The organism is Microbacterium sp. BWR-S6Y, assembly GCF_041379845.1.
Classification (GTDB): domain Bacteria; phylum Actinomycetota; class Actinomycetes; order Actinomycetales; family Microbacteriaceae; genus Microbacterium; species Microbacterium hydrothermale.
Window position 1 is genome coordinate 710,098 of sequence record NZ_JBFECV010000001.1, and the last position, 24,895, is coordinate 734,992.

The 24,895-nt window shown below is 72.4% G+C and carries 21 protein-coding genes; 9 read left to right on the forward strand and 12 right to left on the reverse strand.

Annotated elements, in window-relative coordinates:
* Positions 1–61: 61 nt before the first annotated feature.
* Positions 62–1,147 (reverse strand): alanine dehydrogenase, encoded by a 1,086-nt coding sequence (gene ald, locus AB1K56_RS03480; RefSeq protein WP_371204569.1) that lies wholly within the window; start codon positions 1,145–1,147, stop codon positions 62–64.
* Positions 1,148–1,302: 155 nt separating this feature from the next.
* On the opposite strand from ald, the gene AB1K56_RS03485 reads away from it, so the two are divergent.
* The 3 genes from AB1K56_RS03485 to AB1K56_RS03495 all read left to right on the forward strand — a co-directional run bounded on the left by AB1K56_RS03485 (position 1,303) and on the right by AB1K56_RS03495 (position 3,982).
* Positions 1,303–1,776: an Lrp/AsnC family transcriptional regulator gene (locus AB1K56_RS03485; protein WP_205822979.1), complete on the forward strand. Its 474-nt coding sequence runs from the start codon at positions 1,303–1,305 to the stop codon at positions 1,774–1,776.
* 104 nt (positions 1,777–1,880) lie between these two features.
* The gene (locus AB1K56_RS03490) at positions 1,881–2,855 is read left to right on the forward strand and encodes a hypothetical protein (RefSeq protein WP_371204570.1); all 975 of its coding nucleotides are present in this window, start codon (positions 1,881–1,883) and stop codon (positions 2,853–2,855) included.
* A 167-nt stretch (positions 2,856–3,022) separates the two neighbouring features.
* On the forward strand, positions 3,023–3,982 hold the full coding sequence (locus AB1K56_RS03495; RefSeq protein WP_371204571.1) for a hypothetical protein: 960 nt from the start codon (positions 3,023–3,025) through the stop codon (positions 3,980–3,982).
* A gap of 25 nt (positions 3,983–4,007) precedes the next feature.
* Here the strand turns inward: AB1K56_RS03495 and mmuM are convergent, their stop codons facing one another.
* From mmuM to AB1K56_RS03510, 3 genes are all read right to left on the reverse strand, one after another.
* A complete protein-coding gene (gene mmuM / locus AB1K56_RS03500; RefSeq protein WP_371204572.1) occupies positions 4,008–4,862 on the reverse strand; it encodes a homocysteine S-methyltransferase in 855 nt (284 codons plus the stop codon).
* Positions 4,859–5,365 (reverse strand): MarR family winged helix-turn-helix transcriptional regulator, encoded by a 507-nt coding sequence (locus AB1K56_RS03505; RefSeq protein WP_136587494.1) that lies wholly within the window; start codon positions 5,363–5,365, stop codon positions 4,859–4,861. The genes mmuM and AB1K56_RS03505 overlap by 4 nt, the downstream gene beginning before the upstream one ends.
* A 321-nt stretch (positions 5,366–5,686) precedes the next feature.
* The gene (locus tag AB1K56_RS03510; protein ID WP_371204573.1) at positions 5,687–6,685 is read right to left on the reverse strand and encodes a LacI family DNA-binding transcriptional regulator; all 999 of its coding nucleotides are present in this window, start codon (positions 6,683–6,685) and stop codon (positions 5,687–5,689) included.
* 176 nt (positions 6,686–6,861) lie between these two features.
* Between AB1K56_RS03510 and AB1K56_RS03515 the strand changes: the two genes are divergently transcribed.
* The 6 genes from AB1K56_RS03515 to AB1K56_RS03540 all read left to right on the forward strand — a co-directional run bounded on the left by AB1K56_RS03515 (position 6,862) and on the right by AB1K56_RS03540 (position 14,798).
* Positions 6,862–8,148, forward strand: a complete 1,287-nt coding sequence (locus AB1K56_RS03515; protein ID WP_136587487.1) for an extracellular solute-binding protein — start codon at positions 6,862–6,864, stop codon at positions 8,146–8,148.
* Between the two features lie 11 nt (positions 8,149–8,159).
* The gene (locus tag AB1K56_RS03520) at positions 8,160–9,173 is read left to right on the forward strand and encodes a carbohydrate ABC transporter permease (protein ID WP_136587486.1); all 1,014 of its coding nucleotides are present in this window, start codon (positions 8,160–8,162) and stop codon (positions 9,171–9,173) included.
* On the forward strand, positions 9,170–10,045 hold the full coding sequence (locus AB1K56_RS03525; protein ID WP_136587485.1) for a carbohydrate ABC transporter permease: 876 nt from the start codon (positions 9,170–9,172) through the stop codon (positions 10,043–10,045). Before AB1K56_RS03520 ends, AB1K56_RS03525 begins: the two co-directional genes overlap by 4 nt.
* Positions 10,046–10,052: 7 nt before the next feature.
* The gene (locus tag AB1K56_RS03530) at positions 10,053–12,371 is read left to right on the forward strand and encodes a glycoside hydrolase family 3 N-terminal domain-containing protein (protein WP_371204574.1); all 2,319 of its coding nucleotides are present in this window, start codon (positions 10,053–10,055) and stop codon (positions 12,369–12,371) included.
* A 322-nt stretch (positions 12,372–12,693) separates the two neighbouring features.
* Positions 12,694–14,271, forward strand: coding sequence for a dGTP triphosphohydrolase (dgt, locus tag AB1K56_RS03535; protein WP_371204575.1), 1,578 nt, complete (start codon positions 12,694–12,696; stop codon positions 14,269–14,271).
* Positions 14,268–14,798, forward strand: a complete 531-nt coding sequence (locus AB1K56_RS03540) for a hypothetical protein (RefSeq protein WP_371204576.1) — start codon at positions 14,268–14,270, stop codon at positions 14,796–14,798. The genes dgt and AB1K56_RS03540 overlap by 4 nt, the downstream gene beginning before the upstream one ends.
* 334 nt (positions 14,799–15,132) lie before the next feature.
* Here AB1K56_RS03540 and araA read toward each other — a convergent pair whose 3' ends face one another.
* The 8 genes from araA to AB1K56_RS03580 all read right to left on the reverse strand — a co-directional run bounded on the left by araA (position 15,133) and on the right by AB1K56_RS03580 (position 24,874).
* Positions 15,133–16,644, reverse strand: coding sequence for an L-arabinose isomerase (gene araA / locus AB1K56_RS03545; protein WP_371204577.1), 1,512 nt, complete (start codon positions 16,642–16,644; stop codon positions 15,133–15,135).
* An 18-nt stretch (positions 16,645–16,662) separates the two neighbouring features.
* On the reverse strand, positions 16,663–18,234 hold the full coding sequence (locus tag AB1K56_RS03550; protein ID WP_371204578.1) for a xylulokinase: 1,572 nt from the start codon (positions 18,232–18,234) through the stop codon (positions 16,663–16,665).
* Complete coding sequence (locus tag AB1K56_RS03555) at positions 18,231–18,947, reverse strand: L-ribulose-5-phosphate 4-epimerase (RefSeq protein WP_136587479.1); 717 nt, start codon at positions 18,945–18,947, stop codon at positions 18,231–18,233. Before AB1K56_RS03555 ends, AB1K56_RS03550 begins: the two co-directional genes overlap by 4 nt.
* 252 nt (positions 18,948–19,199) lie before the next feature.
* Complete coding sequence (locus tag AB1K56_RS03560; RefSeq protein ID WP_371204579.1) at positions 19,200–20,168, reverse strand: LacI family DNA-binding transcriptional regulator; 969 nt, start codon at positions 20,166–20,168, stop codon at positions 19,200–19,202.
* Positions 20,169–20,419: 251 nt separating this feature from the next.
* Positions 20,420–21,814, reverse strand: coding sequence for a xylulokinase (gene xylB, locus AB1K56_RS03565; protein ID WP_371204580.1), 1,395 nt, complete (start codon positions 21,812–21,814; stop codon positions 20,420–20,422).
* A gap of 153 nt (positions 21,815–21,967) precedes the next feature.
* Positions 21,968–23,155, reverse strand: a complete 1,188-nt coding sequence (gene xylA / locus AB1K56_RS03570) for a xylose isomerase (RefSeq protein ID WP_371204581.1) — start codon at positions 23,153–23,155, stop codon at positions 21,968–21,970.
* Positions 23,156–23,256: 101 nt separating this feature from the next.
* Positions 23,257–24,153: an esterase/lipase family protein gene (locus AB1K56_RS03575; RefSeq protein WP_371204582.1), complete on the reverse strand. Its 897-nt coding sequence runs from the start codon at positions 24,151–24,153 to the stop codon at positions 23,257–23,259.
* Between the two features lie 235 nt (positions 24,154–24,388).
* Complete coding sequence (locus AB1K56_RS03580) at positions 24,389–24,874, reverse strand: glutathione peroxidase (protein WP_136587465.1); 486 nt, start codon at positions 24,872–24,874, stop codon at positions 24,389–24,391.
* Between the last annotated feature and the right edge of the window lie 21 nt (positions 24,875–24,895).

Sequence of the window (24,895 nt, forward strand, 5' to 3'; positions counted from 1 at the left end):
CCCCGTCCGGGCGTCTCGGGCACTCGATGAGGAGAGCGGCGCGCGCTGCACCCGCGGGAGCTCAGAGAGCGAAAGCGGCGCGCACGCCCTCGTTCGTGACCTCGCCGGCGCGCACGTTCAGGCCCTTCGCGAGAGCGGGGTCGGCGGATGCCGCGGCATCCCAGCCCTGATCCGCGATGCGCGTGATGTAGGGCAGGGTGGCGTTCGACAGCGCGCGCGTCGACGTGTGCGGCACCGCGCCGGGCATGTTCGCCACGCAGTAGTAGAGCGAATCATGCACGCGGAAGGTGGGCGCGTCGTGCGTGGTCGGGCGCGAGCCCTCGAAGCATCCGCCCTGGTCGATCGCGATGTCGACGAGCACGGAGCCGGGCTTCATCGCGGCGACCATGTCGTCGGTGACGAGCTTGGGGGCGGCGGCACCGGGGATGAGCACCGATCCGATCACGAGGTCGGCGTCGGCGAGCTGCTCGGCGATCTCGAGGCGGGTCGAGGCGCGGGTCTCGATCGCGCCGCCGAAGCGCTCCTCGATCTGGCGGAGCTTGGGCAGCGAGATGTCGACGACCGTCACGCGGGCGCCGAGGCCGAGGGCGTTGGCCGCCGCGTGCTCTCCCGCGACGCCGCCGCCGATCACGACGACCTTGGCCCGGGGCGTGCCGGGCACCCCGCCCGGCAGCAGACCCCGACCGCCCGACGCGCGCAGGAGGTGGTGGGCGCCCTCGATGATCGACAGGCGCCCCGCGACCTCGCTCATGGGGGCGAGCAACGGCAGCGCGCGGTCCGCGGTCTGCACGGTCTCGTAGGCCACGGCCGTGGTGCCCGCGGCCATGAGGGCGTCGGTCAGCGGGCGGTCGGCGGCGAGGTGCAGGTAGGTGAAGAGGGTGAGGTCGTCGCGGAGGAAGCCGTACTCGGGAGCGATCGGCTCCTTGACCTTCACGAGGAGCTCGGCGCGCGCCCACGTCTGCTCGGCCGTGTCGGTGATCTCGGCTCCGGCCGCGCGGTACTGCTCGTCGGAGAAGCCGCTGCCCTCGCCCGCCCCCGCCTGCACGAAGACCTCGTGGCCGCGATGGACGAGCGCGTCGACCCCGGCCGGCGTCATCGCGACGCGGTTCTCGTTGTTCTTGATCTCAGTGGGCACGGACACGCGCATAGGTTCCTCCTCGAGCGGATGAGCGATGCCGGAAGGATCGCAGAAAACAGGGTTTCGGTGGTGTTTCGCCGTAGATCCTTCGCCTCTCCGATCCCTGAAGGAGATATCGTCGGATGCCGCGGGCTCACACGCCCGCTCGAGGCGAAGGATCTACGGTGACCGACGACGACCTGCACCCCCTGGACGCACGCATCATCGATCTGCTGTCCGCCGACGCGCGAATGACGAACGCGGCTCTCGCCGAGGAGCTCGGGGTCGCGGCATCCACCGCTCACGCCCGCCTGCGCGGCCTCGTCGACCGAGGCCTCATCACGGGCTTCCACGCGGCCGTCGACCAGAGCCGTCTCGGCCGCGGTCTGCAGGCGATCGTCGGGGTCACCCTGCGTCCCGGGCAGCGGCACGAGAGCATCCGCGCGTTCGCCCACGAGATCCGGCGTCATCCGGATGTGATCCAGCTGTTCTTCCTCGGCGGCGCCGACGACTTCCTCGTGCACATCGCCGTCGACGACTCCTCCGCGGTGCGCCGCTTCGTCGTCGACCACCTCTCGGCCCGGCACAGCGTGGCCTCCACCCGCACGAGCATCATCTTCGAGTACCACCGCAACGCCCTCGCGGCCGACTTCGACTGAGCGGACACACGCTCGCCCGACCCTGCCCGGCGAACACTCCTCCCGCCGACCACCCGCGTCAAGCCCGGACCGCGGATGCCGCGGACGCGGGCCGGACCGGGAGGATGAGCGTGGAGGACGCCATGGTGCTGTCGATCGGACTCGCGGTCATGTGCGCGACGCTGGGCGTCTGCGTGATCGCGGTGATCCTCCCGCAGCTGGGCAGCCGCGGTCCGCTGCATTTCTTCCTGCGCGTCGCCACGGTCGCGGGTGTGCTGTCGGTCGGGTCCACCGCGCTGTTCATCCTGGCGTTCCAGGGCGGCGGGCCCCTGCCGCTCGCGCTCGCGGCGATGGGAATGGTGCTCGCGCCCGCCCTGCTCTGCATCGCGGTCACCCCGCCCCGCTCGCGACGGATCCGCCCCCTGGTCGCGCTCGCGATCGTGCTCGCCGCGGCGGTGGGCGCCTCCGCCGCCCTCCTCCCCGATCCCGCGGCGCTGAACGTCCGGCTCTGCGCCGTCGCCCTGGCCTGCCTGCTGTGCGCGGTGCTCAGCTCGCGGTCGCGCACCCTCCCTCGTCGATCGGCGTGGATCCTGAGCGCGACGAACGGCGCCTACGGCCTCTACTCCCTCGTGCGACTGGTCGTCGGCGCGACCCCCGCGGCCGGATCGGCCGTCGACCGGATGTTCTTCTCGGCGGGGGCGGCCGCCGCCGCGGCCACCGTGTGCGTCGTGCTCGTCGGGCTCGCGGTGGTGCTCATCCGTCGCTCGCCGACGGCCCGCGCTCGGGACACGTCGTCGGAGTGGTCTCGCGTCGCTCTCGCCGACTGGCAGCGTGGACGCCGCGAGCTCGGCACCGACGGCCTGCTCGCCCTGCTCACCGAACTGCGCCTGGCAGCGCGCGAGCTCGACCCCTCGGCGGTCGACGTGTACCGCGGAGTGGAGATGCGCCGCTCCGCCGCTCTCCCCGCGATCCGGGCGCGACTGCGCGACGCGTACGGCTGGCGACCCGCCCAGCTGGCCCTGCTGGGCGCATCGGGAGACGCTGCGCACCCGCGACCCGCACCCTCCGTGCGCGGGATGCCCCCGCGCGCCGCGGGCTGAGTCGCGGCGACGTGCGGACGACGATGCGTACGGGATCCCCCCGGCGATAGGAACGCGGCGATGCGCGGGCCGCGACCAGGCTCCCGCGCGCGCGGGACAGGCCGTTTCGAAGGGGAACCCGCCGCCGGGACGCGCCGGAGCACGCCGAGCCGGAACGGGCCGATATCGTGGCCGGAGCGAACGCGGAGCACCCGGAGGAAATCGTGCTGCTGACCATCGGCCTCGCCGCCATGTGCCTCGGCGTCGCCATCGGCATCCTGTGCACGGCCCTCCCCCGAACGAGCGCGCCCGTCCCGTTCACGACCTACGTGCAGTTCGCCGCGATGGCGGGCATCTTCGCGATGGGGTCGACGGTGATGTACCTCGTGCACGCGTACGGGGGCGGGAAGCCCGCGCTCGTTGTGGCCGACGCGACGATGGTGATGGCGCCGGGCTTCATGCTGGTCGCGGTCGCGGCGCTCACCGACCGGAAGAGGGGGGTCGTCGTCGGGGTCGTCTCCGCCGCTGCCACCGCGGTCGGCGGATGCACCGCGGTCCTGTCCGACGACGTGTCGCTGGCGATCAAGGCCGCCGTGCTCGCGATGATCTGCGCTTCCTGTGCGCTCGTCGCCGGCCTCTCGTCGACGCTCGACCGCCTCCCGGCCCTGTTGCTCGCCGCCGCGATGGGCGCGTACGCCCTGTACACCGCCGCCCGCGTCCTCGTCGCCGTGACGACCGGATGGTCGGGAGCGGTGGGTGCTCTCTTCCGCTCGATGGAGGTCGGCTCCGCCGTCGCGATGGTCATCGTGCTCGTCTGCGGCGCAGCGGTCATCCTGTCGCTGCGGCCGTCGGCGCGCGCGACCGCGACGGGACCTCGCGAGCTCGGCGTCGTCGTGGTCGGCGACGCGAAGCTGCTGGCCGCCGCGTCCGGCGGAGAGCGCCTGCGCCGCCTGGTCGCCGAGCTCCGCGCAGCGGCCCACGCCCTCGACGATCGCGCCGTGAACGTCCGCCACGGCGTCGCGACCTCCCTCCCGTCCGCGCTGGACACGCTCACGGATCAGATGCAGAACTCCTTCGGCTGGGCCCCCGAAGAGGTCGCCCTGCTGGTGGAGGACGGCGACCCGTCCGCCTCTCCCGGCACCGCGTGACGGGGTCGCGACGGGCGCGCGGGCGTCAGCGCACCGCCGCCGCGATCCCCGCGATGTCGTCAGGGGTCGACCGGCAGCATCCGCCTACGAGGCGCGCGCCCGCGGCCACCCAGGCGGGGGCGTCGTCGGCGAGCGGAGCCGCCCCGCCGTGCCAGGTGCGGGTGGCGGCATCCCACGTCTCCCCCGTGTTCGGGTAGACCACGAGCGGGATGCCGGGCGCACCGGCGAGCGCGCCGGGAACGCTGCCGGGCGCGCAGCAGTTCACCCCGACCGCGAGCACGGACGGAACGGATGCCGCGGTGCGCAGGGCCGCGCCGAGCGATCCGGCGGCGGAGAAACCGGTGCTGTCGGCCGAGAAGCTGACGAAGGCGGGGACGTCGAGGGCGGCGAGCTCGAGGGCGAGAGCCTCCGCCTCGAGCGGGGAGGGGATGGTCTCGACGGCCAGCAGATCGGCCCCCGCCGCCGCGAGCACGTGCAGACGACGGCGATGGGCCTCGCGCAGCTCGGCGAGGGTGAGGTCGTAGGCACCGGTGTATTCGCTGCCGTCGGCGCGCAGGGCCCCGATCGGACCCACGGATGCCGCGACCACCGCGTCGCCGGCGTCGCGCGCGACCGACACCGATCGGCGCAGGAGCAGATCGAGCTCGGCATCCGGGATCGCGCCCCCGAAGCCCAGCTGGTAGGAGGCGGTGATGACGACTTCGGCGCCCGCGTCGACGAACGCCGCGTGCGCGGCGCGCACCTCGCCGGGGTCGTCGCGCAGGACGCGCGCCGACCAGAGGTCGCTCGTCACGTCGTTGCCGCGCGACTCGAGCAGCGTGCCGAGGCCGCCGTCGAGCACGACCGGGCGACGAGCGAGAGTGGCGGCGAGGTCGATCACGCCTCGTGCGTCTCGCCGGCGGCGAGCACGCGCAGGGCGCTCGCGAGAAGCGCCTGATCGGCGCGGCTGACGTCGCGCAGCGCCTCGGCCTCGAGGCGCACGAGCTCGGTCATCGCGGCATCCACCCGTTCGATGCCCTCGGGGGTGATCGCCACGAGGATCGCCCGCCCGTCGGAGGGGTTGGGGCGTCGGTGCACGAGGCCGCGATCGGCGAGCTTGTCGAGGCGGTTGGTCATGGCCGCGCTGCCGATCATCGTCGCGGTGATCAGGCGCGTGGCGCTGAGCTCGGTGCCGGCGCGGCGGAGGACGGCGAGCACGTCGAACTCCCACACGGCGATCCCGGCACTCGCGAACGCCTTGGCCCGCAGCTTCGACAGGTGGAAGGCCGCGCGGCGCAGGCGCGACATCACGTCGAGGGGGGTGAGGTCGACCTCGGGCAGCAGCTGGGACCACGCGTCGATGAGGAGGTCGACCTCGTCGTCCTTGCTGCTGGCACTCGTCACCCTTCGACGGTACCGGAGCCGCAGGGTGGTACGGCGCGCGGCGGCCGGTGTGGCGCGGGGTGGCGTAGGGTGTCGCGGGCCGCTCGGTGCGCGGGGGCCGCCGTCGCTGCGCGTGCGGCGAGGGCGGCGGGCGTGGGACGGTACGGGAGCCTCGCCCTCGGCGGGGGAGGGCGGGAGGCTCGCCGGCGGCGAGCTAGCCGTGGCGAACTCCTGAAAAACCGCACCCGCACCCTCGAAAAGGGTGCCCCGGGGCCTCCTCGGCTCGAGAAGTCAGGAGTCTCGCACGGCCCCGCTCCGCCAGCACGGCACGCCCCGCCCGGTTCAGCGCGCGGGCGGCGGGGCGGTCGTGCCGCGGGCGACGAGGCGGGTCGGCAGCTCGATGTGCGTCTCGTCCAGGTGCTCCCCCGCCAGCAGCGCCCGCACCATGCGCACCGCCTCGGCGCCCAGCCGCTTCATCGGCTGACGCACGGTGGTGAGGGCGGGCTGGGCGCGCGCCGCCTCGGGCACGTCGTCGAAGCCGACCACCGACAGGTCGTCGGGCACGCGCAGGCCGCGTTCCCCGGCCACCTCGACGATCGACAGGGCCGACAGGTCGTTCGCGGCGAACACCGCGGTGGGCGGGTCGGCGAGGGCGAGCATCGCGTGCGCCGCTTCGCGCGCGACGTCCTGCTCGTACCGCCCCACGCCCACGAGGGCCGGATCGAAGGGGATGCCGGCCGCCGCGAGCCCCGCGCGGTATCCCGAGGCGCGCGCCACCGCCGAGCGCAGGTCGGGGCGCCCCGCGATGAATCCGATGCGACGGTGGCCGAGCTGCGCGAGGTAGTGGACGGCCTGCTGGGCGCCGGTGTAGCTGTCGGATTCGACGGTGGGGACGTCTCCGCGTCCGGTGTGGGGGTCGATCGCGACGATCGGGACCTCGCTCGAGACGTTGACCACCGTGGGGGTGACGATGATCGCGGCGTCGATGAGGGTTCCGCTCAGCCGGCTGAGCGATCGCCGCTCCCACCCCTCGCCGTCGCGACGCGCGCCCGTGTAGGCGAGCAGGTCGTAGCCCGTGTCGGACAGCGCCCCGGCCACCCCCTTGAGGATCTCGGCCGAGAACGGTTCGATGTCGGCCACGAGCACGCCGATCACTCCCGTGCGCCGCGATCGCATGCTGCTGGCCACCAGGCTCGATTCGTAGCCGAGGGCCTTCACGGCGTCGAGCACGCGTCCGACCGTCTCGGGAGAGACCCCGTACCGGCCGTTCACCGCCTTCGAGACCGTGGCCACCGACACCCCGGCCGCCGCGGCGACGTCGTGGATGGTCGCGCGCTTCATGGCATCCGACCCTAGCGTGGAAATCATTTTCGAAAACGTTTGACGACGCTGTTTCCGCGGGTGACACTTCTGACACCTCAGCGGGCCGCAGACCCCGGGGTGGTGAACGAACGGCACAGCAGCCGGAACCGACGCGTCGCCACGACGCACCTCGACGAAGAGAAACGGGACATCACATGAACACGCGCAAGATCCTTGCCGGAGCGGCCCTCGCCGTCGCCGGCACCCTGGCGCTCGGCGGCTGCGCCGCGGGCGGCGGCAGCGGGCAGAACGCCGACGGCAGCGTCACGCTGACCCTCTGGCACAACTCCACCACGGGCGACGGCAAGAAGTACTGGGAAGACACCGCCGCCGCCTTCGAGGCGGCCAACCCCGGCGTGACCATCGAGATCCAGGCCGTGCAGAACGAGGAGATGGACGGCAAGCTCCAGACCGCCCTCAACTCCGGCGACGCCCCCGACCTCTTCATGGCGCGCGGCGGCGGCAAGCTCGCCGACATCGTCACCGCGGGTCAGGCGATGGACCTCACCGACAAGATCTCGGCCGACGCCAAGACCGCCCTCGGCTCGTCGCTGTCGGCGTTCGAGATCGACGGCAAGAACTACGGGATGCCGGTGGCCGTGCTCCCCTCCGGCATCTTCACGTCGCAGGACCTGCTGACCGCCGCCGGGGTGACCTCGGCACCGACCACGATCGACGAGCTCGAGGCCGCCAACGCCAAGATCAAGGCGACCGGCGTCGCCCCCATCGCCGTCGGCGCGAAGGACGCCTGGCCCGCCGCGCACTGGTACTACAACTTCGCCCTGCGCGCGTGCGCGAAGGACGTCCTCGACGCCGCCGCTGCGAGCCGCAGCTTCGACGACCCCTGCTGGCTGAAGGCGGGCGAGGACCTGCAGTCGTTCCTGGCGACGCAGCCGTTCAACGAGGGGTTCCTCACCACGGCCGCGCAGCAGGGCGCCGGTTCGTCGGCCGGTCTGCTGGCCAACCACCAGGCCGCGATGGAGCTCATGGGCGCGTGGGACCCGGGCGTGATCGCCTCGCTCACCCCCGATGAGCAGCCTCTCGCCGACCTCGGCTGGTTCCCCTTCCCCGAGGTGTCGGGCGGCGACGGCGAGCCGGGCGCGATGATGGGCGGCGTCGACGGCTACTCGTGCTGGGTCAACGCCCCCGCGCAGTGCACCGACTTCTTGAACTTCCTGGTGAACAAGGAGAACCAGGAGGCGTACGCGACGGCCTTCCAGACCCTGCCCGCCTCGTCCGAGGCGACGGATGCCGTGACCACCCCCGCGCTGAAGTCGGTGCTCGAGGCCTACTCGAAGGCGCCCTACGTCTCGGTGTGGCTCGACACCCTCTACGGCCAGAACGTCGGCAACGCGCTCAACGTCGCGGTCGTCGACATGTTCGCCGGCAAGGGGTCGCCGCAGGGCATCGTCGACGCCGTCAACGCGGCCGCCTCGCGCTGAGGATCCCCCGCATGACCACCCAGCTCGCCACCTCGGCGACCGACGCCGGGTCTCGCCGCCCGGTCGAGGAGGGCGCTCGCCGCGCCCCCTCGGCCGGGCGGCCGCCCGCGCGGCGGCGGCTCGAGTCCTGGCGCATCCGCGGCGAACTCGCGATCCTCCTGGGCCCCGCCCTGGTGGTGTTCGTGTCGTTCGTCATCCTGCCCGTCGCCCTGGCCGCCTATTACGGCTTCTACAAGTGGTCGGGCTTCGGCACCCCCACCGACTTCGTCGGCATCCGCAACTACGTCACGATTCTCACCGACCCGGCCTTCCACGAGGCCCTCGGCCACAACGCGTTCATCGTCGTCGGCTCCCTCGTGCTGCAGGGACCGCTGGCCCTCGGCCTCGCGCTGCTGCTGAACCGCAAGATGCGCGCGCAGTCGCTCATCCGCGTGCTCATCTTCGTGCCCTACGTCATCTCCGAGGTCGTCGTCGGCCTCGGCTGGGGACTGATGCTGCAGTCGGGCGGCGCCCTCAACGGCGCTCTCGAGAAGATCGGCCTGGGCGCCCTCCGCGCCGACTGGATCTCCGACCCGGCGCTGGCGATCTGGACCCTTCTCATCATCATCACGTGGAAGTACATCGGCTTCGCCGTCATCCTCTTCCTCGCCGGACTCCAGGGCATCCCCGAGGAGCTCAGCGAGGCCGCCGCGATCGACGGCGCCTCGTACTGGCAGATCCAGCGGCACATCGTGCTGCCGCTCATGGGCCCGACCATCCGCATCTGGGCGTTCCTGTCGATCATCGGCTCGCTGCAGCTGTTCGACCTCGTCTGGATCATCTGGGGCCAGTACGTCGCCTCGACCGCGGGCACCTCGACCATGGCGACCTACATGGTCGCCAACGGCCGCAACGCGGGCAGCTTCGGCTACGGCAGCGCCGTGGCCGTGGTCATGTTCCTCATCTCGCTCGCCGTCGCCCTCGTCTACCAGCGGTTCGTGCTGCGACGCGACACGGCCGGCGCCCTGACCGGAGGCTCGAAATGACCGCCACCGCCACCCTCGTCACCCCGCGGGCCCCGCGTCGCGTCGCCGCGGGATCGAAGCGCTCGTCGTCGGTGGTCGTCGCCTTCGTCGCGCTGCTGCTCATCGGCATGATGCTGGCCCCGGTGATCTACATCATCCTCGGCGGCTTCCGCTCGAACGCCGAGATCACCGTCGACCCCGCCGGCTTCCCGACCGTGTGGAACTGGCAGAACTACGCCGACGTCCTCGGCAGCGGCGTCTTCTGGGGACAGGTCGGCAACTCCGCGATCGCCGCGGTGGCCACCACGGTGTTCGTCGTCGCCCTGGGCCTGATGGCCGCGTACGCCCTCTCGCGCTACCGCTTCCGGGGCCGCGGTGCGGTGTTCGCGCTGTTCACGGCGGGCCTGATGTTCCCGATGACCGTCGCCATCACGCCGCTGTACATCCTCGTGCGCAACCTCGGACTGATGAACTCGCTCGCCGGTGTCATCGTGCCGCAGATCGCGTTCGCGCTGCCCCTGACGATCATCATCCTGTCGCCGTTCCTCGCCGCGATCCCGAACGAGCTGCAGGAGGCCGCCTCGATCGACGGCCTCGGCCGCCTGGGGTTCTTCTGGCGCATGGTGCTGCCGCTCGCCGTTCCGGCGGTCGTCACGGTCGGCATCCTGGCCTTCGTCAACAGCTGGAACTCGTACATGCTGCCGCTGTTCATCCTCAACAACGAAGCCGCCTTCACGCTGCCGCTCGGAACCCAGGCGTTCGCGTCGCAATACTCCGTCGACACCGCGCGCGTGCTCGCGTTCACCTCGCTGTCGATGATCCCCGCTCTGCTGTTCTTCAGCGTGTTCGAGCGTCGGATCGTCGGCGGCCTCACCGGCGCCGTGAAGGGCTGACCCGATCATGACCATCCATCACACCGACGTCGGCGCTGCCCTCGAGGCCGGCATCTCCCCGCGCGTGCGGGCGCTCGTCGCCGAGATGACCCTCGACGAGAAGCTCGCCCAGCTCGTGGGCTACTGGGTCGACCAGGGCGACGAGGTCGTCGCCCCGCTCTCGGGCGAGAAGGTCACCACCGCCGCCTACACGGATGCCACGGTGCACGGGCTCGGCCACCTCACGCGCGTGTACGGCACGCGGCCCGTCGACCCCGTCGAGCGCGCCGCGTGGCTGTGGGGCGAGCAGCGCCGCCTGCAGACCGAGACGCGGCTCGGCATCCCCGCGCTCGTGCACGAGGAGTGCCTCACGGGCTTCGCGGCGTGGAAGGCCGCGACCTTCCCGACGCCGTTGGCCTGGGGCGCCTCGTTCGACCCGGATGCCGTGGAGCTCATGGCATCCGCGATCGGCCGCTCGATGAGCGAGCTCGGCGTGCACCAGGGCCTCGCCCCCGTGCTCGACGTCGTGCGCGACGCGCGGTGGGGCCGGGTCGACGAGTGCATCGCCGAGGATCCGTACGTGGTCGCGACGATCGGCACGGCGTACGTGCGGGGCCTGCAGGGCGCCGGCGTCCACGCGACGCTCAAGCACTTCGTGGGGTACTCCGCCTCGCGAGCCGGCCGTAATCACGCACCCGTCTCGGCCGGTCAGCGCGAGCTGCAGGACGTCTTCCTGCCGCCGTTCGAGATGGCCGTGCGCGACGGCGGGGTGCGCAGCGTCATGAATTCATACACCGAGATCGACGGCGTCCCCGTCGCCTCGTCGCGCGAGCTGCTCACCGACCTCCTCCGCCGCCGGTGGGGCTTCGACGGCACGGTCGTCTCCGACTACTTCGCCGTGGAGTTCCTCCGCTCGATGCACGGGATCGCCGACTCTCTCGGCGAAGCGGCGCAGCTCGCGCTGGACGCCGGGATCGACGTCGAGCTGCCCGGGCCCGACGCCTATCCGCACCTGGCCGAGCGGGTGGCATCCGGGGACCTTCCCGAGGTCGTGGTCGACCGCGCCGTCGCCCGGGTGCTCGCCGAGAAGGAGGACCTCGGACTCCTGGATGCCGATTTCTCCACGCCCCCGCAGAGCGTCGACCTCGACGACGCCCAGCATCGCGCGCTGGCGTACCGGCTCGCGCTCGAGAGCGCGGTGCTGCTGCGCAACGACGGCGTGCTGCCGCTGCGGGAGCCCGGACGGATCGCGGTGATCGGCCCGAACGCCGACAGCGCCGATGCGCTCATGGGCTGCTATTCGTTCGCGAACCACGTGCTCGCGCATCACCCGGGGGTGCCGCTGGGCTTCTCGCTTCCGACGGTGCGCGACGCCCTGACCGACCGGTTCGGTGAGGTGACGTACGCCCCCGGCTGCGCGGTCGAGGGTTCCGACACCGCCGGTTTCGCGGAGGCCGCAGCGGCCGCTCGCGACGCCGAGGTCGCGATCGTCGTCGTCGGCGACCGCGCGGGCCTGTTCGGACGCGGAACCGTCGGCGAGGGCAACGACGCCGACTCGCTCGAGCTCCCCGGTGTGCAGCGGCAGCTCGTCGAGGCGATCGTCGCCACCGGCACGCCCGTCGTGCTCGTGCTGCTGACCGGCCGCCCGTACGCCCTGGGGTGGGCGCTCGACGGCGACGACGCCCCCGCGGCGGTGCTGCAGGCGTTCTTCCCGGGAGAGGAGGGCGCTCCCGCGCTGGCGGCGCTCATCGCCGGGGATGCCGCTCCCTCGGGCCGCCTGCCCGTGTCGCTCCCCCGCTCCGCCGGCGCGCAGCCGTATTCCTACCTGCATCCGCTGCTCGGCGGGCCGTCGGGGGTGACCAGCACCGACCCCACTCCCGTGCGGCCGTTCGGGTTCGGGCTGTCGTACACCTCGTTCCGCCGCGAGGGTCTCGCGGTCGACGGGGTCGCGGCATCCGCGACGGCCGAGGTGCGCGCGGGCGACGCGTTCTGCCTCGCCGCTCGCGTGACCAACACCGGGGCGGTGCGCGGCACCGACGTCGTGCAGGTCTACGCCCACCGCACGCGGGCCAGCGTCACGCGCCCCCTCGCCCAGCTGGTCGCGTACGCGCGGGTCGAGCTCGATCCGGGCGAGAGCGCCGAGGTGCGCTTCACCGTGCCCGCGTCGCGCCTCGCGTACAGCGATCGCGCGATGCGCCGGGTGGTCGAGCCGGGCGAGGTGGAGCTGCGGCTGGGACCGTCGTGCGCCGAGGTCGACGAGGCGGTGGCGCTGCGTCTGACGGGGGCGACGTACGAGGTGTCGGTCGACGACGCGCGCGTGGTCGACGTGGAGGTGCGGCGGGGCTGACCGGGGCCCTTCGCTCGGCTCGGCGCCGCGCCATCGCCCGTGTGCACAACTCCTGCAGAACCGACCGGACCGGCCCGTGCCGACTCCATCTGTCGTCTCATGCAGGAGTTGTGCACGCCCCGCCTCTGCCCCGAGGCTGAGAGCGTCGGCCCATTCTGCGCGTCTCTTCCCCCGGGCGGGCGAGCACAACTCCTGCGATGAGGGGCGACGAGAAGCCGCGGGCGCCGCCGGCGCCGAGATCTGCAGGAGCTGTGCGCGCGGCGAGCCCCCACCGCATCGGCAGTAGCGTGGACCCACGCCATCGACGCCGCGAGAGGACCGGATGACGCTGCACGACGAGACCACGCCCCCGGATGCCGCTGCGCCCGCGCACCCCGTGTCCGGCGGCGCCGACGCGGGCTCGCACCTCGATCGCGTCGTCGGCAATCCGGCATCCCGCGTGTTCCCTGATCGCGACGACGCGCGGGCCGATCCCTGGTCGATCGACCTCGAGCGCATCCAGTTCTCGCCGTACTTCTCGCGCCTGTCGGCGGTGACGCAGGTCGTGTCGCCGTCGATCTCGGGCGCCCCGGTCCACAACCGGCTCACGCACACGCTCAAGGTCAGCGCGATCGCGCGCGTCGTCGCCCTGCAGCTCAACACGAGCTCGCGTCGGTCCGGCGAGGGCGACGTCTGCAACGCCACCGTCGTCGAGGCCGCGGCCTACGCGCACGACCTCGGCCACCCGCCGTTCGGGCATCTCGGCGAGTCGACGCTCAACCGCCTCGCGCGCGAGGAGCTCGGCCTCCCGGACGGATTCGAGGGCAATGCGCAGACCTACCGCATCCTCGCCTCGCTCGATGTGGTCGAGAACGCCCCGCGCGGGCTCAATCTCACCGCCGCCGTGCGCGCCGCCTCGGCCAAGTACCCGTGGGCGCCGTCGGTCGCGGCCGCCGACATCGAGCGGGTCGGCCCGCCGCGCGGCATCCGTCGCTCCCCCGACGGGGCGTACCGGGTGCACAAGTACTCCGCGTACGACCTCGACCTCGCCGACCTCGACGACGCGCGTCAGGGGGTGGATGCCGAGCCCCTGCGCCAGAGCATCGAGGGCGCCGTGATGGACCTCGCCGACGACATCGCGTACTCGGTGCACGACGTCGACGACTTCTACCGCGCCGGCATCCTGGATCACGCGCCGATCGCGGCGGAATTCCGCGGCTGGCTCGACGACGTGCTCGAGTGGCGCGACCGCGACGACGCCGAGGTGCGCGCCGAGCTCGCACCGGGTGCCGGGCTCGAACGCCTGCGCCGCAAGATGCGCCGCGACGACCCGTGGATCGCCGACGATGAGGCCTTCCTCGCCGCCGTCAGCGACGTGGATGCCGAGATGGTCACCGATCTGCTCGCCCGCCCCTTCGACGGGTCGCTGACGGCCGAGCGCCGGCTCGCCGCGTTCACCGACCGCTGGATCCGCCGGTTCCAGGAGTCCGCGCGCCTGCGCCCCCTCGACACCCCCCGCGCGGGACCCGTCGTGCTGTCGCCGTGGGCCTGGCACCACGTCGAGGTGCTGAAGTTCGTGCACAAGCGCTTCGTGCTCAGCCGCCCCGACCTGGCCATCCAGCAGCGCGGCATGAGCCGCATTCTCGCCCGGTCGGTGCGGGCCCTCGGCGAGTGGCTCGACGACGACCTCGACCGCGCCCGCACCCCACGGCGCCTGCGGGAGCTCATTGCGCTCGCGCGCGAGCAATACGCTCAGCTGCCCGCCGAGCGGCGGCCGTCGGATGCCGAGGCCGAGCGCCTCTCGCGATCCCGCGGAATCGTCGACTACGTGGCATCCCTCACCGATTCGCAGGCCTTCGCCCTGTCGGAGGCGATCTCGGGTCGCGCGGACCGGCTGTGGGCGCTGGGGCAGCGGCTGTGACGGAGACGGTGATCTTCGACGGCCCGATGCATGTGCACTACGGCTTCATCTGGCTGCATCCGGAGGAGCGCTACGACGACTTCGTCTCGGGGCGTCCGTTCGCCGAGCAGGTGAACGGACTCTGCGGCGCGGCGATTCCGGGGCTCCTGGATCTGCGGACCGGGCTGCACACCGGTTCGGTTCCCGTGCGCGTGCTTCTCGTCGACAGCGCACCCCCGCTCAACGATGCGGAGGACATCGTCGAGGTGTCCTTCCGTCCCGACCAGTCGGTGCTGTGGTTCGGGGGCTTCGAGGGCGGCGCGGAGATCACGCTGCCGCTCGGCACCTACCGGGCACGGTGGTCGGCCACGGCCATGGACGCCGGCCACGAGGTGGACACCGTCCTCGACGACGAGACCGCCCCAGACAGCTACGAGCTCTGCTTCTGGCCGGAGTCCGAGCTTCGCGCCGACAGAATCGTGCGCGTGGGCAGCAAGACCGCGGCGTACTGGCACAGCACGACCACACCTGGCGACGCGGAGGGCTGAGCCGGCGGGACGCGCGGCCGCGGCGCCGCGAAACGGGCGCCCCCATGTCCCGAAAATGGCCACTCCAGCGCCCACCAACCCACCACACATGGGACACGCACCGCCACAAGTGGGACGAGGGCGCACCGGATGCCGGAACCCCTCGCGCGGCGACCCCCGGCGCCCCCGCCCGCAACGCGGAAATGCCCCGGAACCTCCGCAGCCCACCGCTGCGGAGGTTCCGGGGCACGATCCGCGCGCCGGACGAACCGGCGCCGCGGCACGCGCCCCGAGAGAGCGAGGCGCGCGAGTGCCGCGTCGCCCCGGGGCAGTGCGGCTCCCGGGGCGACGGGTTTTACAGGCCCTGGGCCAGGCGGTAGTACGCCTGGTTCCAGCGCAGCTCGCTCTGGAAACCACGGACCGTGGTGTCGTCGTCGATCACGACGAGCTCGGTCTTGGCGATCTCGGCGAAGTCGCGGAACACCTCGATGCCCACGGCCGTCGTCATGACGGTGTGGTGCGCGGCACCGGCGGCGAGCCAGCAGCCGGCCGAGGTCGCGAAGTCGGGGGCGGGCTTCCAGACGGCGCGGCCGACGGGCAGCTTCGGCAGGTCGGGGGCGTCGACGTTCTCGACGACGTTGGCGACGAGGCGGAAGCGGTCGCGCATGTCGCTCATCGCGACGACGAGAGCGGGACCCGCGTCGGCGGTGAAGACCAGGCGCACCGGGTCGTCCTTGCCGCCGATGCCGAGCTCGTGGATCTCGAGGCGCGGCTTCTTCGTCGTGAGCGACGGCGAGACCTCGAGCATGTGAGCCCCGAGGATGCGCTCGTTACCGGGCACGAGGTCGTAGGTGTAGTCCTCCATGAGCGAAGCGCCGCCGGGCAGGCCCGCGCCCATGACGTTCGCGACGCGCACGAGGATCGCCGTCTTCCAGTCGCCCTCGGCGCCGAAGCCGTAGCCCTCCGCCATGAGGCGCTGCACCGCGAGACCCGGGAGCTGCTTCAGTGCGCCGAGGTCTTCGAACGAGGTGGTGAAGGCGCCGAAGCCGCCCTCCTCGAGGAACGAGCGCAGGCCCAGCTCGATCGCGGCGCCGTCGCGCAGCGACTGGTGGCGCGCCCCGCCGGGGAGCAGCTCCTCCACGACGTCGTAGCTGTCGACGTACTCCTGCACGAGCGCGTCGATGTCGGCATCCGATGCCTTCTCGACCGCCTCGACGAGCTCGTTGACGCCCCACGTGTTGACCTGCACGCCGAAACGCAGCTCGGCCTCGGTCTTGTCGCCCTCGGTGACGGCGACGAAGCGCATGTTGTCGCCGAAGCGCGCGAGCTTGAGGGTGCGGGCCGCGGTCCAGCCGGCGGCGGCGCGCTCCCAGTCCTCGATCTGCTGACGCACGGCGGGGTTCGACACGTGGCCGACGACCGTCTTGCGCGAGACGCCCAGGCGCGTCTGGATGTACCCGAACTCGCGGTCGCCGTGGGCGGCCTGGTTGAGGTTCATGAAGTCGAAGTCGATGTCGTTCCACGGCAGCTCGACGTTGGCCTGCGTGTGCAGGTGCAGCAGCGGCTTCTGCAGGGCGTCGAGCCCCGCGATCCACATCTTCGCGGGGCTGAAGGTGTGCATCCACGCGATGACGCCGATGACGTCGTCGCGGCCGTTGATCTCGAGGGCCATGCGGCGGATGCTGTCGGAGTCCTTCAGCACGGGCTTCCAGACGACCTTCACCGGCAGGCCGTTCAGGCCCTCGACGACGGCCTGCGACTGCTCGGCGACCTGCTTCAGGGTCTCCTCGCCGTAGAGGTTCTGGCTGCCGGTGACGAACCAGACCTCGTAGCCGTCGAGGTCGTTCTTGAGCTTCGTGCGAGTCATGTTTCTTTCCTGTCGGTCTCAGAGGGATGCCACGGCGGCGGCCTCGACGGCGAGGCCCGCGCGGTAACGGTCGAGGTAGGCCGAGAACCCGGCGACGTCCGCCGGCTCGGGGTCGGCGGTGATGATCGGGGCGGTGGCGAACACCGTCTCGCGCAGCCACTGGTCGAGGTCGCGGCCGGAGTCGTCGGCGACATAGGCGGCCAGCACGGCCATGCCCCACGCGCCGCCTTCCGAGGCGGTCTCGGCGACCGCGACGGGAGCGTCGAGAGCCGCCGCGAGGAAGCGCTGCGCGACACCGGCCGTGCGGAACATGCCGCCGTGCGCGTACATCCGATCGAGCTGCACGCCCTCGCGGTGCAGCACGTCCATTCCGAGCGCGAGCGTCCCGAAGACGCCGTAGAGCTGCGCGCGCATGAAGTTCGGCAGGGTCAGGCGGCTGTCGGGGGTGCGCACCACGAGCGGACGCCCCTCGTCGAGACCCGCGATCGGCTCACCGGCGAGGTGGTTGTACGCCAGCAGTCCGCCGGCGTCGGCCTCGCCCTCGAGCGCGGCGGAGAAAAGCGCCGCGTAGGTGGCATCCGGGGTCTGGGGCACGCCCGCCGCGACCGAGAAAGCGGTGAACATGTTCGCCCACGCGGCCAGCTCGCTCGCGCCGTTGTTGCAGTGCACCATCGCGACCGCGTCCCCCGAGGGCGTCGTGACGAGGTCGAGCTCGTGGTGCACCTCGCTGAGCGGGCGCTCGAGCACGACCATCGCGAAGATGCTCGTACCGGCGCTCACGTTGCCCGTGCGGGGCGCCACGGCGCAGGTCGCGACCATGCCCGTGCCCGCGTCGCCCTCGGGAGGAGCGAACGGGATGCCGGGACGCAGGGTTCCGCTCGGGTCGAGCAGCCGTGCCCCGTCGTCGGTCAGCTCGCCGGCCGCGGCCCCGGCCACGAGCACGCGCGGCAGCAGGTCGGTCAGCGCCGGGACGCGCCCGTCGGCGAGGCCGTCGTAGCGGGCGACGAGCTCGGCGTCGTAGTCACGGGTCGCGGAGTCGATGGGGAACACACCCGACGCATCGCCGACACCGAGCACCTTCTCGCCGGTGAGCTTCCAGTGGACGTACCCGGCCAGCGTGGTGAGGAAGCGGATCTCGGGCACGTGGGGCTCGGCATCCACCACCGCCTGGTGCAGGTGGGCGATCGACCAGCGCAGCGGGATGTTCACGCCCAGCAGCTCCGTGAGCTCAGCCGCCGCGACACCGGTGTTGGTGTTGCGCCACGTGCGGAAGGGGGCGAGGAGCTCTCCATCGGCGTCGAAAGCGAGGTAGCCGTGCATCATCGCCGAGACACCCATGGCGGCGTAGCGCTCGGGAGTGACGCCGTGCTGCTGCCGGACGTTCTCGACCAGCTCGGCGTAGGCGGCCTGCAGGCCCGACCAGACGGCATCCAGTGAATAGGTCCAGAGCTTGTCGGCGTAGACGTTCTCCCACTCGTGGGAGCCGGTGGCGAGGACCTGGGCGTCGGGGCCGATGAGGCACGCCTTGATGCGGGTGGAGCCGAGCTCGATGCCCAGGCTGGCGCGGCCGTCGGTGATCAGGGCGTTCATCGGCGGTCGTCCGTGCTCTGTCCGTAGACGTTCTGGTAGCGGTTGTAGAGCGCGTCGATCCTGTCCTGCGGGATCGGCACGAGGGGGCCGGCCTCGCGGGCGTAGTGCACGGTGCGCGCCGCGTCCTCGCACATGACGGCGGCCTTGACGGCATCCTTCGCGCTGACGCCGATCGTGAACGGGCCGTGGTTCTGCATGAGCACGGCGCGGCTGCGGTGTCCGCTCAGGGTCTCGACGATGCCGCGCCCGATCGAGTCGTCGCCGATGATCGCGAACGGACCGACGGGGATGGGACCGCCGAACTCGTCGGCCATGCCGGTGATGACGCAGGGGATCTCCTCCCCGCGCGCCGCCCACGCCACGGCGAAAGTCGAGTGCGTGTGGACGACGCCGCCGACCTCGGGCATGTGGCGGTAGACGTAGGCGTGCGCCGCGGTGTCGCTGGAGGGGCTGCGCTCGGAGCCGGGTGCGCCGGGGATGGCGTTGCCGTCGAGGTCGCACAGGATCATGTTCTCGGGCGCGAGGTCGTCGTACGAGACGCCGGACGGCTTGATCACGAACAGGTCGGCCCCGGGGACGCGGCCCGAGACGTTGCCGCCGGTCCAGATGACGAGGTTGTAGCGCACGAGCTCGGCGTGCAGTCGCGCGACGTCGGCGCGGACGGCGTCGATGGCCTCCTGCACCTCGGGCGCGAACGTGGCGGCATCGGACACGCGGTCTCCTTCGACGGGGTTCGGGGTGGGGCGCAGCGCCCTTGGTGGGCAATGTTACCGGTAACATCGCGCTTCCGCGACGGTGCGTTTCGCGGGTCGCCGTCACGCGTGCGCCGAGGTCACACGATCGGCGCGAGGTGACAGGCTGCGGCGCGGCCGAACCGCGTGACCTCGCGCCGATCGTGTGATCTCGAGGGGCTGTCGCGCCGGGCGGCGAGCGCGCAACCTACGATGTGCGGACGCCACCCGGCGTCAGGCCGGCGGGGCGGTGGAGTCCCGGACCACCAGCACGGGAGCCGCCGGCGCGACGACCGCGTCGCCCAGCACCGCGGCCACGGCGTACTCCGCCTCCCCCTCGACGTCGAGGCGCACCGTCGTGAGCGACGGCGTGTAGAACGCGGCATCCGGGTTGTCGTCGAAACCCGCGACCGAGACGTCCGCCGGTACCCGGAGTCCTCGGGACATGAGACCGGCCGTGAGCCCGAGGGCCATCTGATCGTTGGCGACCGCAACGGCCGTGGCCCCCTCCGCGAGGCCGGCGGCGACCGCCTCGGCGACGGCGGCCCCCGAAGCGGCACTCCAGTCCCCCTCGAGCCGATCCGCGCGTTCGAGGCCGCGGCGGTCGACGGCGTCGGCGACGCCGGCCGTGCGCGCGAGGGCCTCGCGCCAGTCCGACGGACCGGCCACCTCGACGATGCGACGGTGCCCGAGGTCGGCGAGATGATCCACGACGAGGGCGGCCGCATCGCGTTGGCGACTCCCCGACTCGCCGTACAGCGGCACGATCGGCACGTCGTATCCCTCGAGCGGGGTGGCTCCGTGCGCGGCGACGAGCACGATCCCGTCGACCCCCTGATCCAGGAGGTGGCGCACGGCGGCGTCGATGTCGGCGGGGTCGTCCGAGTCGGTGTAGGCGGTCGAGATCCACCGGCCGCGCGCCCGCGCGGCCCGCTCGAGGGCGGCGATCCCCGCGGCCGGCCCATGCAGGACGGCATCGGATGCCACGACCCCGACCGTTCGTGTCAGGCTCGTGCCGAGAGCGCGGGCGGCGTTGTTCACGCGATAGTCGAGGGCGGCGACCGCGTCGAGCACCCGCTCCCTGGTCGCCTCGCGGATGCCCGGGTACCCGTTCAGGACGCGCGAGACCGTCTGCGCCGACACCCCCGCGGCGACGGCGACGTCACGCACGCCGATGCGCTTGCCGCCGGTGTCGCCGCTCATGAGGACTCACAGTAGCGGCGCGGGAGGGGCGGCACGGGCAGCGTCCGTTCATCTCGACGATGGAGCCGGAGCCGGTGAGTACCGGCCGGACGTGTTCCGACGGGCGCGGACTGCCGGCGACCCTGCTCCCTCCCCGCCCCCAAGGGAGCGCTCCCGCGAAGAACCCGCCGACGCCCCCCTTACAAGGCGTCGACGGGTCCTGTCCTACTCTGGCGTATCCGGGTTCGCCGAATCCACCTCGATCCGCGCGGTCAGCTCTCCGTCGCGCGCAGCGCCGCGACCGCGTCGTACTGCGAGCGGATGATCGGGCGGTGGTCGGGATCGACCGCGCGGGTCGTCGCCACGGTCCAGTCCACCGGACCGGCCGCGAGCACCCCCGCCGCCTGGCGCGCGGCACCGAGAGCGACGTACTCCCCCGCCGCCGGCACGACGATCTCGGCGTCGAACACCTGCGCCGCGATGCGCGCCACGGCGTCGTTCGCCGCCGCCCCGCCAATCAGCAGCACACGGCGCACCTCGACGCCCTGCGCTTGGATCGCCTCGAGGCCGACCGCGAGACCGCTCAGCATCCCCTCGATCGCGGCGCGCGCGAGCGTCGGACGAGTGGTGGATGCCAGGGTCAGACCCGTCAGCGATGCCGTCGCGTTCGGCAGGTTCGGGGTGCGCTCGCCCTCGAACCACGGCACCAGCACAACGCCGTCGGCGCCGGGCTCGGCCTCGAGCGCCAGGGCGCCGAGTTCGTCGTGCGTGACGCCGAGCAGACCCGCGACGGCGTCGAGCACGCGCGCGGCGTTGAGGGTCGCGACCAGCGGCAGGAACCTCCCCGTCGCGTCGGCGAACCCGGCCACGGTGCCGGTGGTGTCGCGCGCGGGGGCGTCGGCCACGGCGAAGACGGTGCCCGAGGTGCCGAGCGAGACGACCACGTCGCCGACCCCCGCGCCCAGGCCCAGGGCCGCGCCGGCGTTGTCGCCGGCGCCCGGTCCCACGAGCGCCCCGCCGGGCAGCGTGCCCGCGCTCTCCCACGGCGCGAGCACGCGCGGACGCACCGCGTCGTGGCCGAGGGCGCGCACGAACAGGTCGTCGTCGTACCCGTCCGCGCCCCAGTACGCGGTTCCCGAGGCGTCGGAGCGATCGGTGACGAGCTCCTCGAGCACGGCGTTTCCGGGGCCGAAGCCGCGCAGACGCCAGGTCAGCCAGTCGTGCGGCAGCGCGACGGCCGCGACGCGCGCGGCGTTCTCGGGCTCGGCGTCGCGCAGCCAGCGCAGCTTCGTGCCCGTGAACGACGCCACGGGCACCGCCCCCGTCCGCTCCGCGAACTCCGCCGCTCCGACCTCGTCGATCAGGTCGCGCGCGGCCGGCGCCGACCGGGTGTCGTTCCAGAGCAGAGCGTCGCGGATGACCGCCCCCTCGGCATCCAGCACCACCATGCCGTGCTGCTGCCCCGCGATCGAGACGGCGGCGACGTCGTCGAGACCACCGGCCTGGGCGATGGCATCCTGAAGCGCCCCCCACCAGGCCTCGGGGTCGACGGAGGTGCCGGCGGGGTGCGACGCGCGCCCCTCGCGCACCACGCGCCCGGTCTCGGCGTCGACGACGACCACCTTGCACGACTGCGTCGACGAGTCGACTCCCATGACGAGCGCCATGCTCACTCCCTCTGTTCGCGCCGCACCACCGCGGCATCCCGTTCAGTATCCAAGACACGCCGACTCGCACGGCGGCGATGCGGCGTGTCTTGGACACTCGACGGAGAAGAGGAGAGGGGTCCGGATGCCGCGGCATCCGGACCCCTCCGACGCTCAGCGCGCGCCGAGCAGGTGCTCGGTCGCGAGCTGCTGCAGACGGACGAAGCCGAAGCCCTTGCCGCCGAGGTAGGCGTCGACGTCGAAGTCTTCGTACGCCGAGCGGTCGGCGAGGAGGTCGTCGTACGACTCGCCCTCGTTCAGGGTCGGCTTCGCGAGCTCGGCGACCTTGGCGGCCTCGAGCGCCTCCTGCACCTCGGGGTCGGCGCGGAAGGCCGCGGCGCGCTCCTTGAGCAGCAGGTAGGTGTTCATGTTGGCCGAGACGGAGTCCCAGACGCCGGTCTCGTCCTCGGTGCGCGAGGGCTTGTAGTCGAAGTGGCGGGGGCCGTCGTACGCGGGCACACCGCCGGGGCCGCCGTTCTCGAGCAGGTCGACCAGCGCGAACGCGTTGTGCAGGTCGCCGTGGCCGAAGACGAGGTCCTGGTCGTACTTGATGCCGCGCTGACCGTTGAGGTCGATGTGGAAGAGCTTGCCGTGGTACAGCGCCTGGGCGATGCCGGCGGCGAAGTTCAGACCCGCCATCTGCTCGTGACCGACCTCGGGGTTCAGGCCCACGAGCTCGGGGCGCTCGAGCGAGTCGATGAACGCGATCGCGTGGCCGAGCGTCGGCAGCAGGATGTCGCCGCGGGGCTCGTTGGGCTTCGGCTCGATGGCGAAGCGGATGTCGTAGCCCTTGTCGGTGACGTAGTCGCCGAGCAGGTTGACGGCCTCGCGGTAGCGCTCGAGCGCCTGACGGATGTCCTTCGCGGAGTCGTACTCGGCGCCCTCGCGGCCGCCCCACATGACGAACGTCTTCGCGCCGAGCTCGGCGGCGAGGTCGAGGTTGCGCAGCACCTTGCGCAGGGCGAAGCGGCGCACCTGACGGTCGTTCGAGGTGAAGCCGCCGTCCTTGAAGACCGGGGCCGAGAAGAGGTTGGTCGTGACCATCGGCGTCACGATGCCGGTGGCCTCCATCGCGCCCTTGAGGCGGTCGATCTGGGTCTGACGCTCGGCGTCGGTCGAGCCGAACGCGAAGAGGTCGTCGTCGTGGAACGTCAGGCCGTAGGCGCCGAGCTCGGCGAGCTTCTCGACGACGTGCACGACGTCGAGCGGCTCGCGGGTGGGACCGCCGAAGGGGTCGGTGCCGTTGTATCCGACGGTCCAGAGGCCGAACGAGAACTTGTCATCGCGGGTGGGGGTGGGCATTCCTGCTCCTTCGCATGGACGCACCGGTGCGCGGTGACGCACCGTCGGTTTTGTTGGTGCTCACAACATATACCCCGGATGCCGCGGCGTCCACCCTCGCGTCAGCGCCCGAGCGCCGCGTCCACCACCGCGAACACCTCGGGGTCCCAGGTGAGCGCGCGCTCCCACGGCAGACCGAACGCCTCGGCGAAGAAGATGCTGTGCACGTGGTCGTCGAACGCGTGCCGCTCGACGATCGGCAGCACCGCGGAGGGCACGTGATCGGCACGGCCGCTGGTGAGGGAGACCAAGCCGTCGTGGGGCCACAGCTGCGCCGGCTCGGTCGACGCGGCGAAGTACCCGGCCCCGACGGCGGTCACCGGGATGCCGTCGAGCACACCCGCCTGACGGTCGTTCCAGCCGCGCAGATACCGACGGGAGACCTCCGCGGCCGCCCCCTCGGAATTCGCGGCCGCGTACGGGCGGGCCTCGGCGAGGATCTGCAGGGTGGCGGGGTCGCCCTGGGCATCGGCCTCGGAGATCTCGCCGTCGATCAGGTCTCCGAGCACCGATCCGTCCCAGGGCGTGCCCAGGGTCACGAGATGCTCCACCCGCGGACCGCCGCCCGCGAGCTCGCGGATCGCGGCGCGCGAGAAAAGCCCGCCCATCGAGTGGCCGACGAGGTCGATGCTCGCCAGCCCCTGCTCGCCGGCGAGCCACCGCAGGAAGGCGGCGAGCGAGACCCCGGCGTCGTCGATCCGTCCGACGGCGTTGATCGTGACCGCGTCCGACAGCACGACGGGCACGTCGTCGAAACCCTGCCACCCGGCATCCCGCTCGACCGTTCCCGCCCCGATGCGGGCGGGCGCCGTGAACACGGGCACCCCCCGGTCGAGGTGGTGCGCACGGAGCGCCGTCATGGTGTTGCCGGCCGCGAGCCCCGTCGCCGCCGCCCGCTCGGGGTCGGTGAACGGGGTGACGGCGGCACCACCGGAGACGAGGACGACGGCATCGGCCATGAGGACTCCTTCGGGTCGGATCCCGGTCAGGATAGGGCAGACCGCCGACACCGGCCGGCCGCGGCCGGGCCGGTCGAGTGTCCGCGTCACGCCGCGCCGGCCCGGCCCGCTCCGGAGCGTCGGGAGACTCCACCGGAGCAGCGGCGGCCGGGGCCGGGCGCGGCGGCGGGCGGCCAGGCGCGCCGGGAAACGCAGAAGCGGCGGCTTCCGGGGCCGGGCGCGCCGGGGCCGGGCCTCAGCGCGGGAGCGCGTCCTCGATCGCCGCGACGACCTCGGGGGCGTCGGGCAGGGTGCGCGGGCTGAAGCGCGTCACGCGACCGTCGGGGGCGACGACGAACTTCTCGAAGTTCCACGAGATGCGACCGGTCTTGCCCTCGGCATCCGGGGTCGTCGTGAGCTCCTTGTAGAGCGGATGGGCGTTGCGGCCGTTGATCTTCACCTTCTCCGACATCGGGAAGGTCACGCCCCACGTGGCGGAGCAGTACTCGGCGATCTTGTCCTCGTCGCTGAGCTCCTGCAGGAACTGGTTGCTGGGGAAGCCGATCACCGTGAACCCGCGGTCGGCGTACTTCTTGTGCAGCGCCTCGAGCGCCTCGTACTGCGGGGCGAGGCCGCACCGCGAAGCGACGTTCACGACGAGCGCCGCCTTGCCGGCGGTCAGGTCGCCGAAGGTCGTCTCTTCGCCGCGGATGGTGGTGATGGGGATGCCGGAGAGGTCCATGCTCCGATCCTGGCACCGTGC

Excerpts from the sequence above, each read along its gene's own strand:
- xylA (WP_371204581.1), bottom strand. The coding sequence starts at position 23,155 with ATGCCCACCCCCACCCGCGATGACAAGTTCTCGTTCGGCCTCTGGACC.
- AB1K56_RS03515 (WP_136587487.1), top strand. The coding sequence starts at position 6,862 with ATGAACACGCGCAAGATCCTTGCCGGAGCGGCCCTCGCCGTCGCCGGC.
- AB1K56_RS03510 (WP_371204573.1), bottom strand. The coding sequence starts at position 6,685 with ATGAAGCGCGCGACCATCCACGACGTCGCCGCGGCGGCCGGGGTGTCG.
- ald (WP_371204569.1), bottom strand. The coding sequence starts at position 1,147 with ATGCGCGTGTCCGTGCCCACTGAGATCAAGAACAACGAGAACCGCGTC.
- dgt (WP_371204575.1), top strand. The coding sequence starts at position 12,694 with ATGACGCTGCACGACGAGACCACGCCCCCGGATGCCGCTGCGCCCGCG.
- xylB (WP_371204580.1), bottom strand. The coding sequence starts at position 21,814 with ATGGCGCTCGTCATGGGAGTCGACTCGTCGACGCAGTCGTGCAAGGTG.
- AB1K56_RS03575 (WP_371204582.1), bottom strand. The coding sequence starts at position 24,153 with ATGGCCGATGCCGTCGTCCTCGTCTCCGGTGGTGCCGCCGTCACCCCG.
- araA (WP_371204577.1), bottom strand. The coding sequence starts at position 16,644 with ATGACTCGCACGAAGCTCAAGAACGACCTCGACGGCTACGAGGTCTGG.
- AB1K56_RS03530 (WP_371204574.1), top strand. The coding sequence starts at position 10,053 with ATGACCATCCATCACACCGACGTCGGCGCTGCCCTCGAGGCCGGCATC.
- AB1K56_RS03525 (WP_136587485.1), top strand. The coding sequence starts at position 9,170 with ATGACCGCCACCGCCACCCTCGTCACCCCGCGGGCCCCGCGTCGCGTC.
- AB1K56_RS03550 (WP_371204578.1), bottom strand. The coding sequence starts at position 18,234 with ATGAACGCCCTGATCACCGACGGCCGCGCCAGCCTGGGCATCGAGCTC.
- AB1K56_RS03580 (WP_136587465.1), bottom strand. The coding sequence starts at position 24,874 with ATGGACCTCTCCGGCATCCCCATCACCACCATCCGCGGCGAAGAGACG.
- AB1K56_RS03490 (WP_371204570.1), top strand. The coding sequence starts at position 1,881 with ATGAGCGTGGAGGACGCCATGGTGCTGTCGATCGGACTCGCGGTCATG.
- AB1K56_RS03520 (WP_136587486.1), top strand. The coding sequence starts at position 8,160 with ATGACCACCCAGCTCGCCACCTCGGCGACCGACGCCGGGTCTCGCCGC.
- AB1K56_RS03560 (WP_371204579.1), bottom strand. The coding sequence starts at position 20,168 with ATGAGCGGCGACACCGGCGGCAAGCGCATCGGCGTGCGTGACGTCGCC.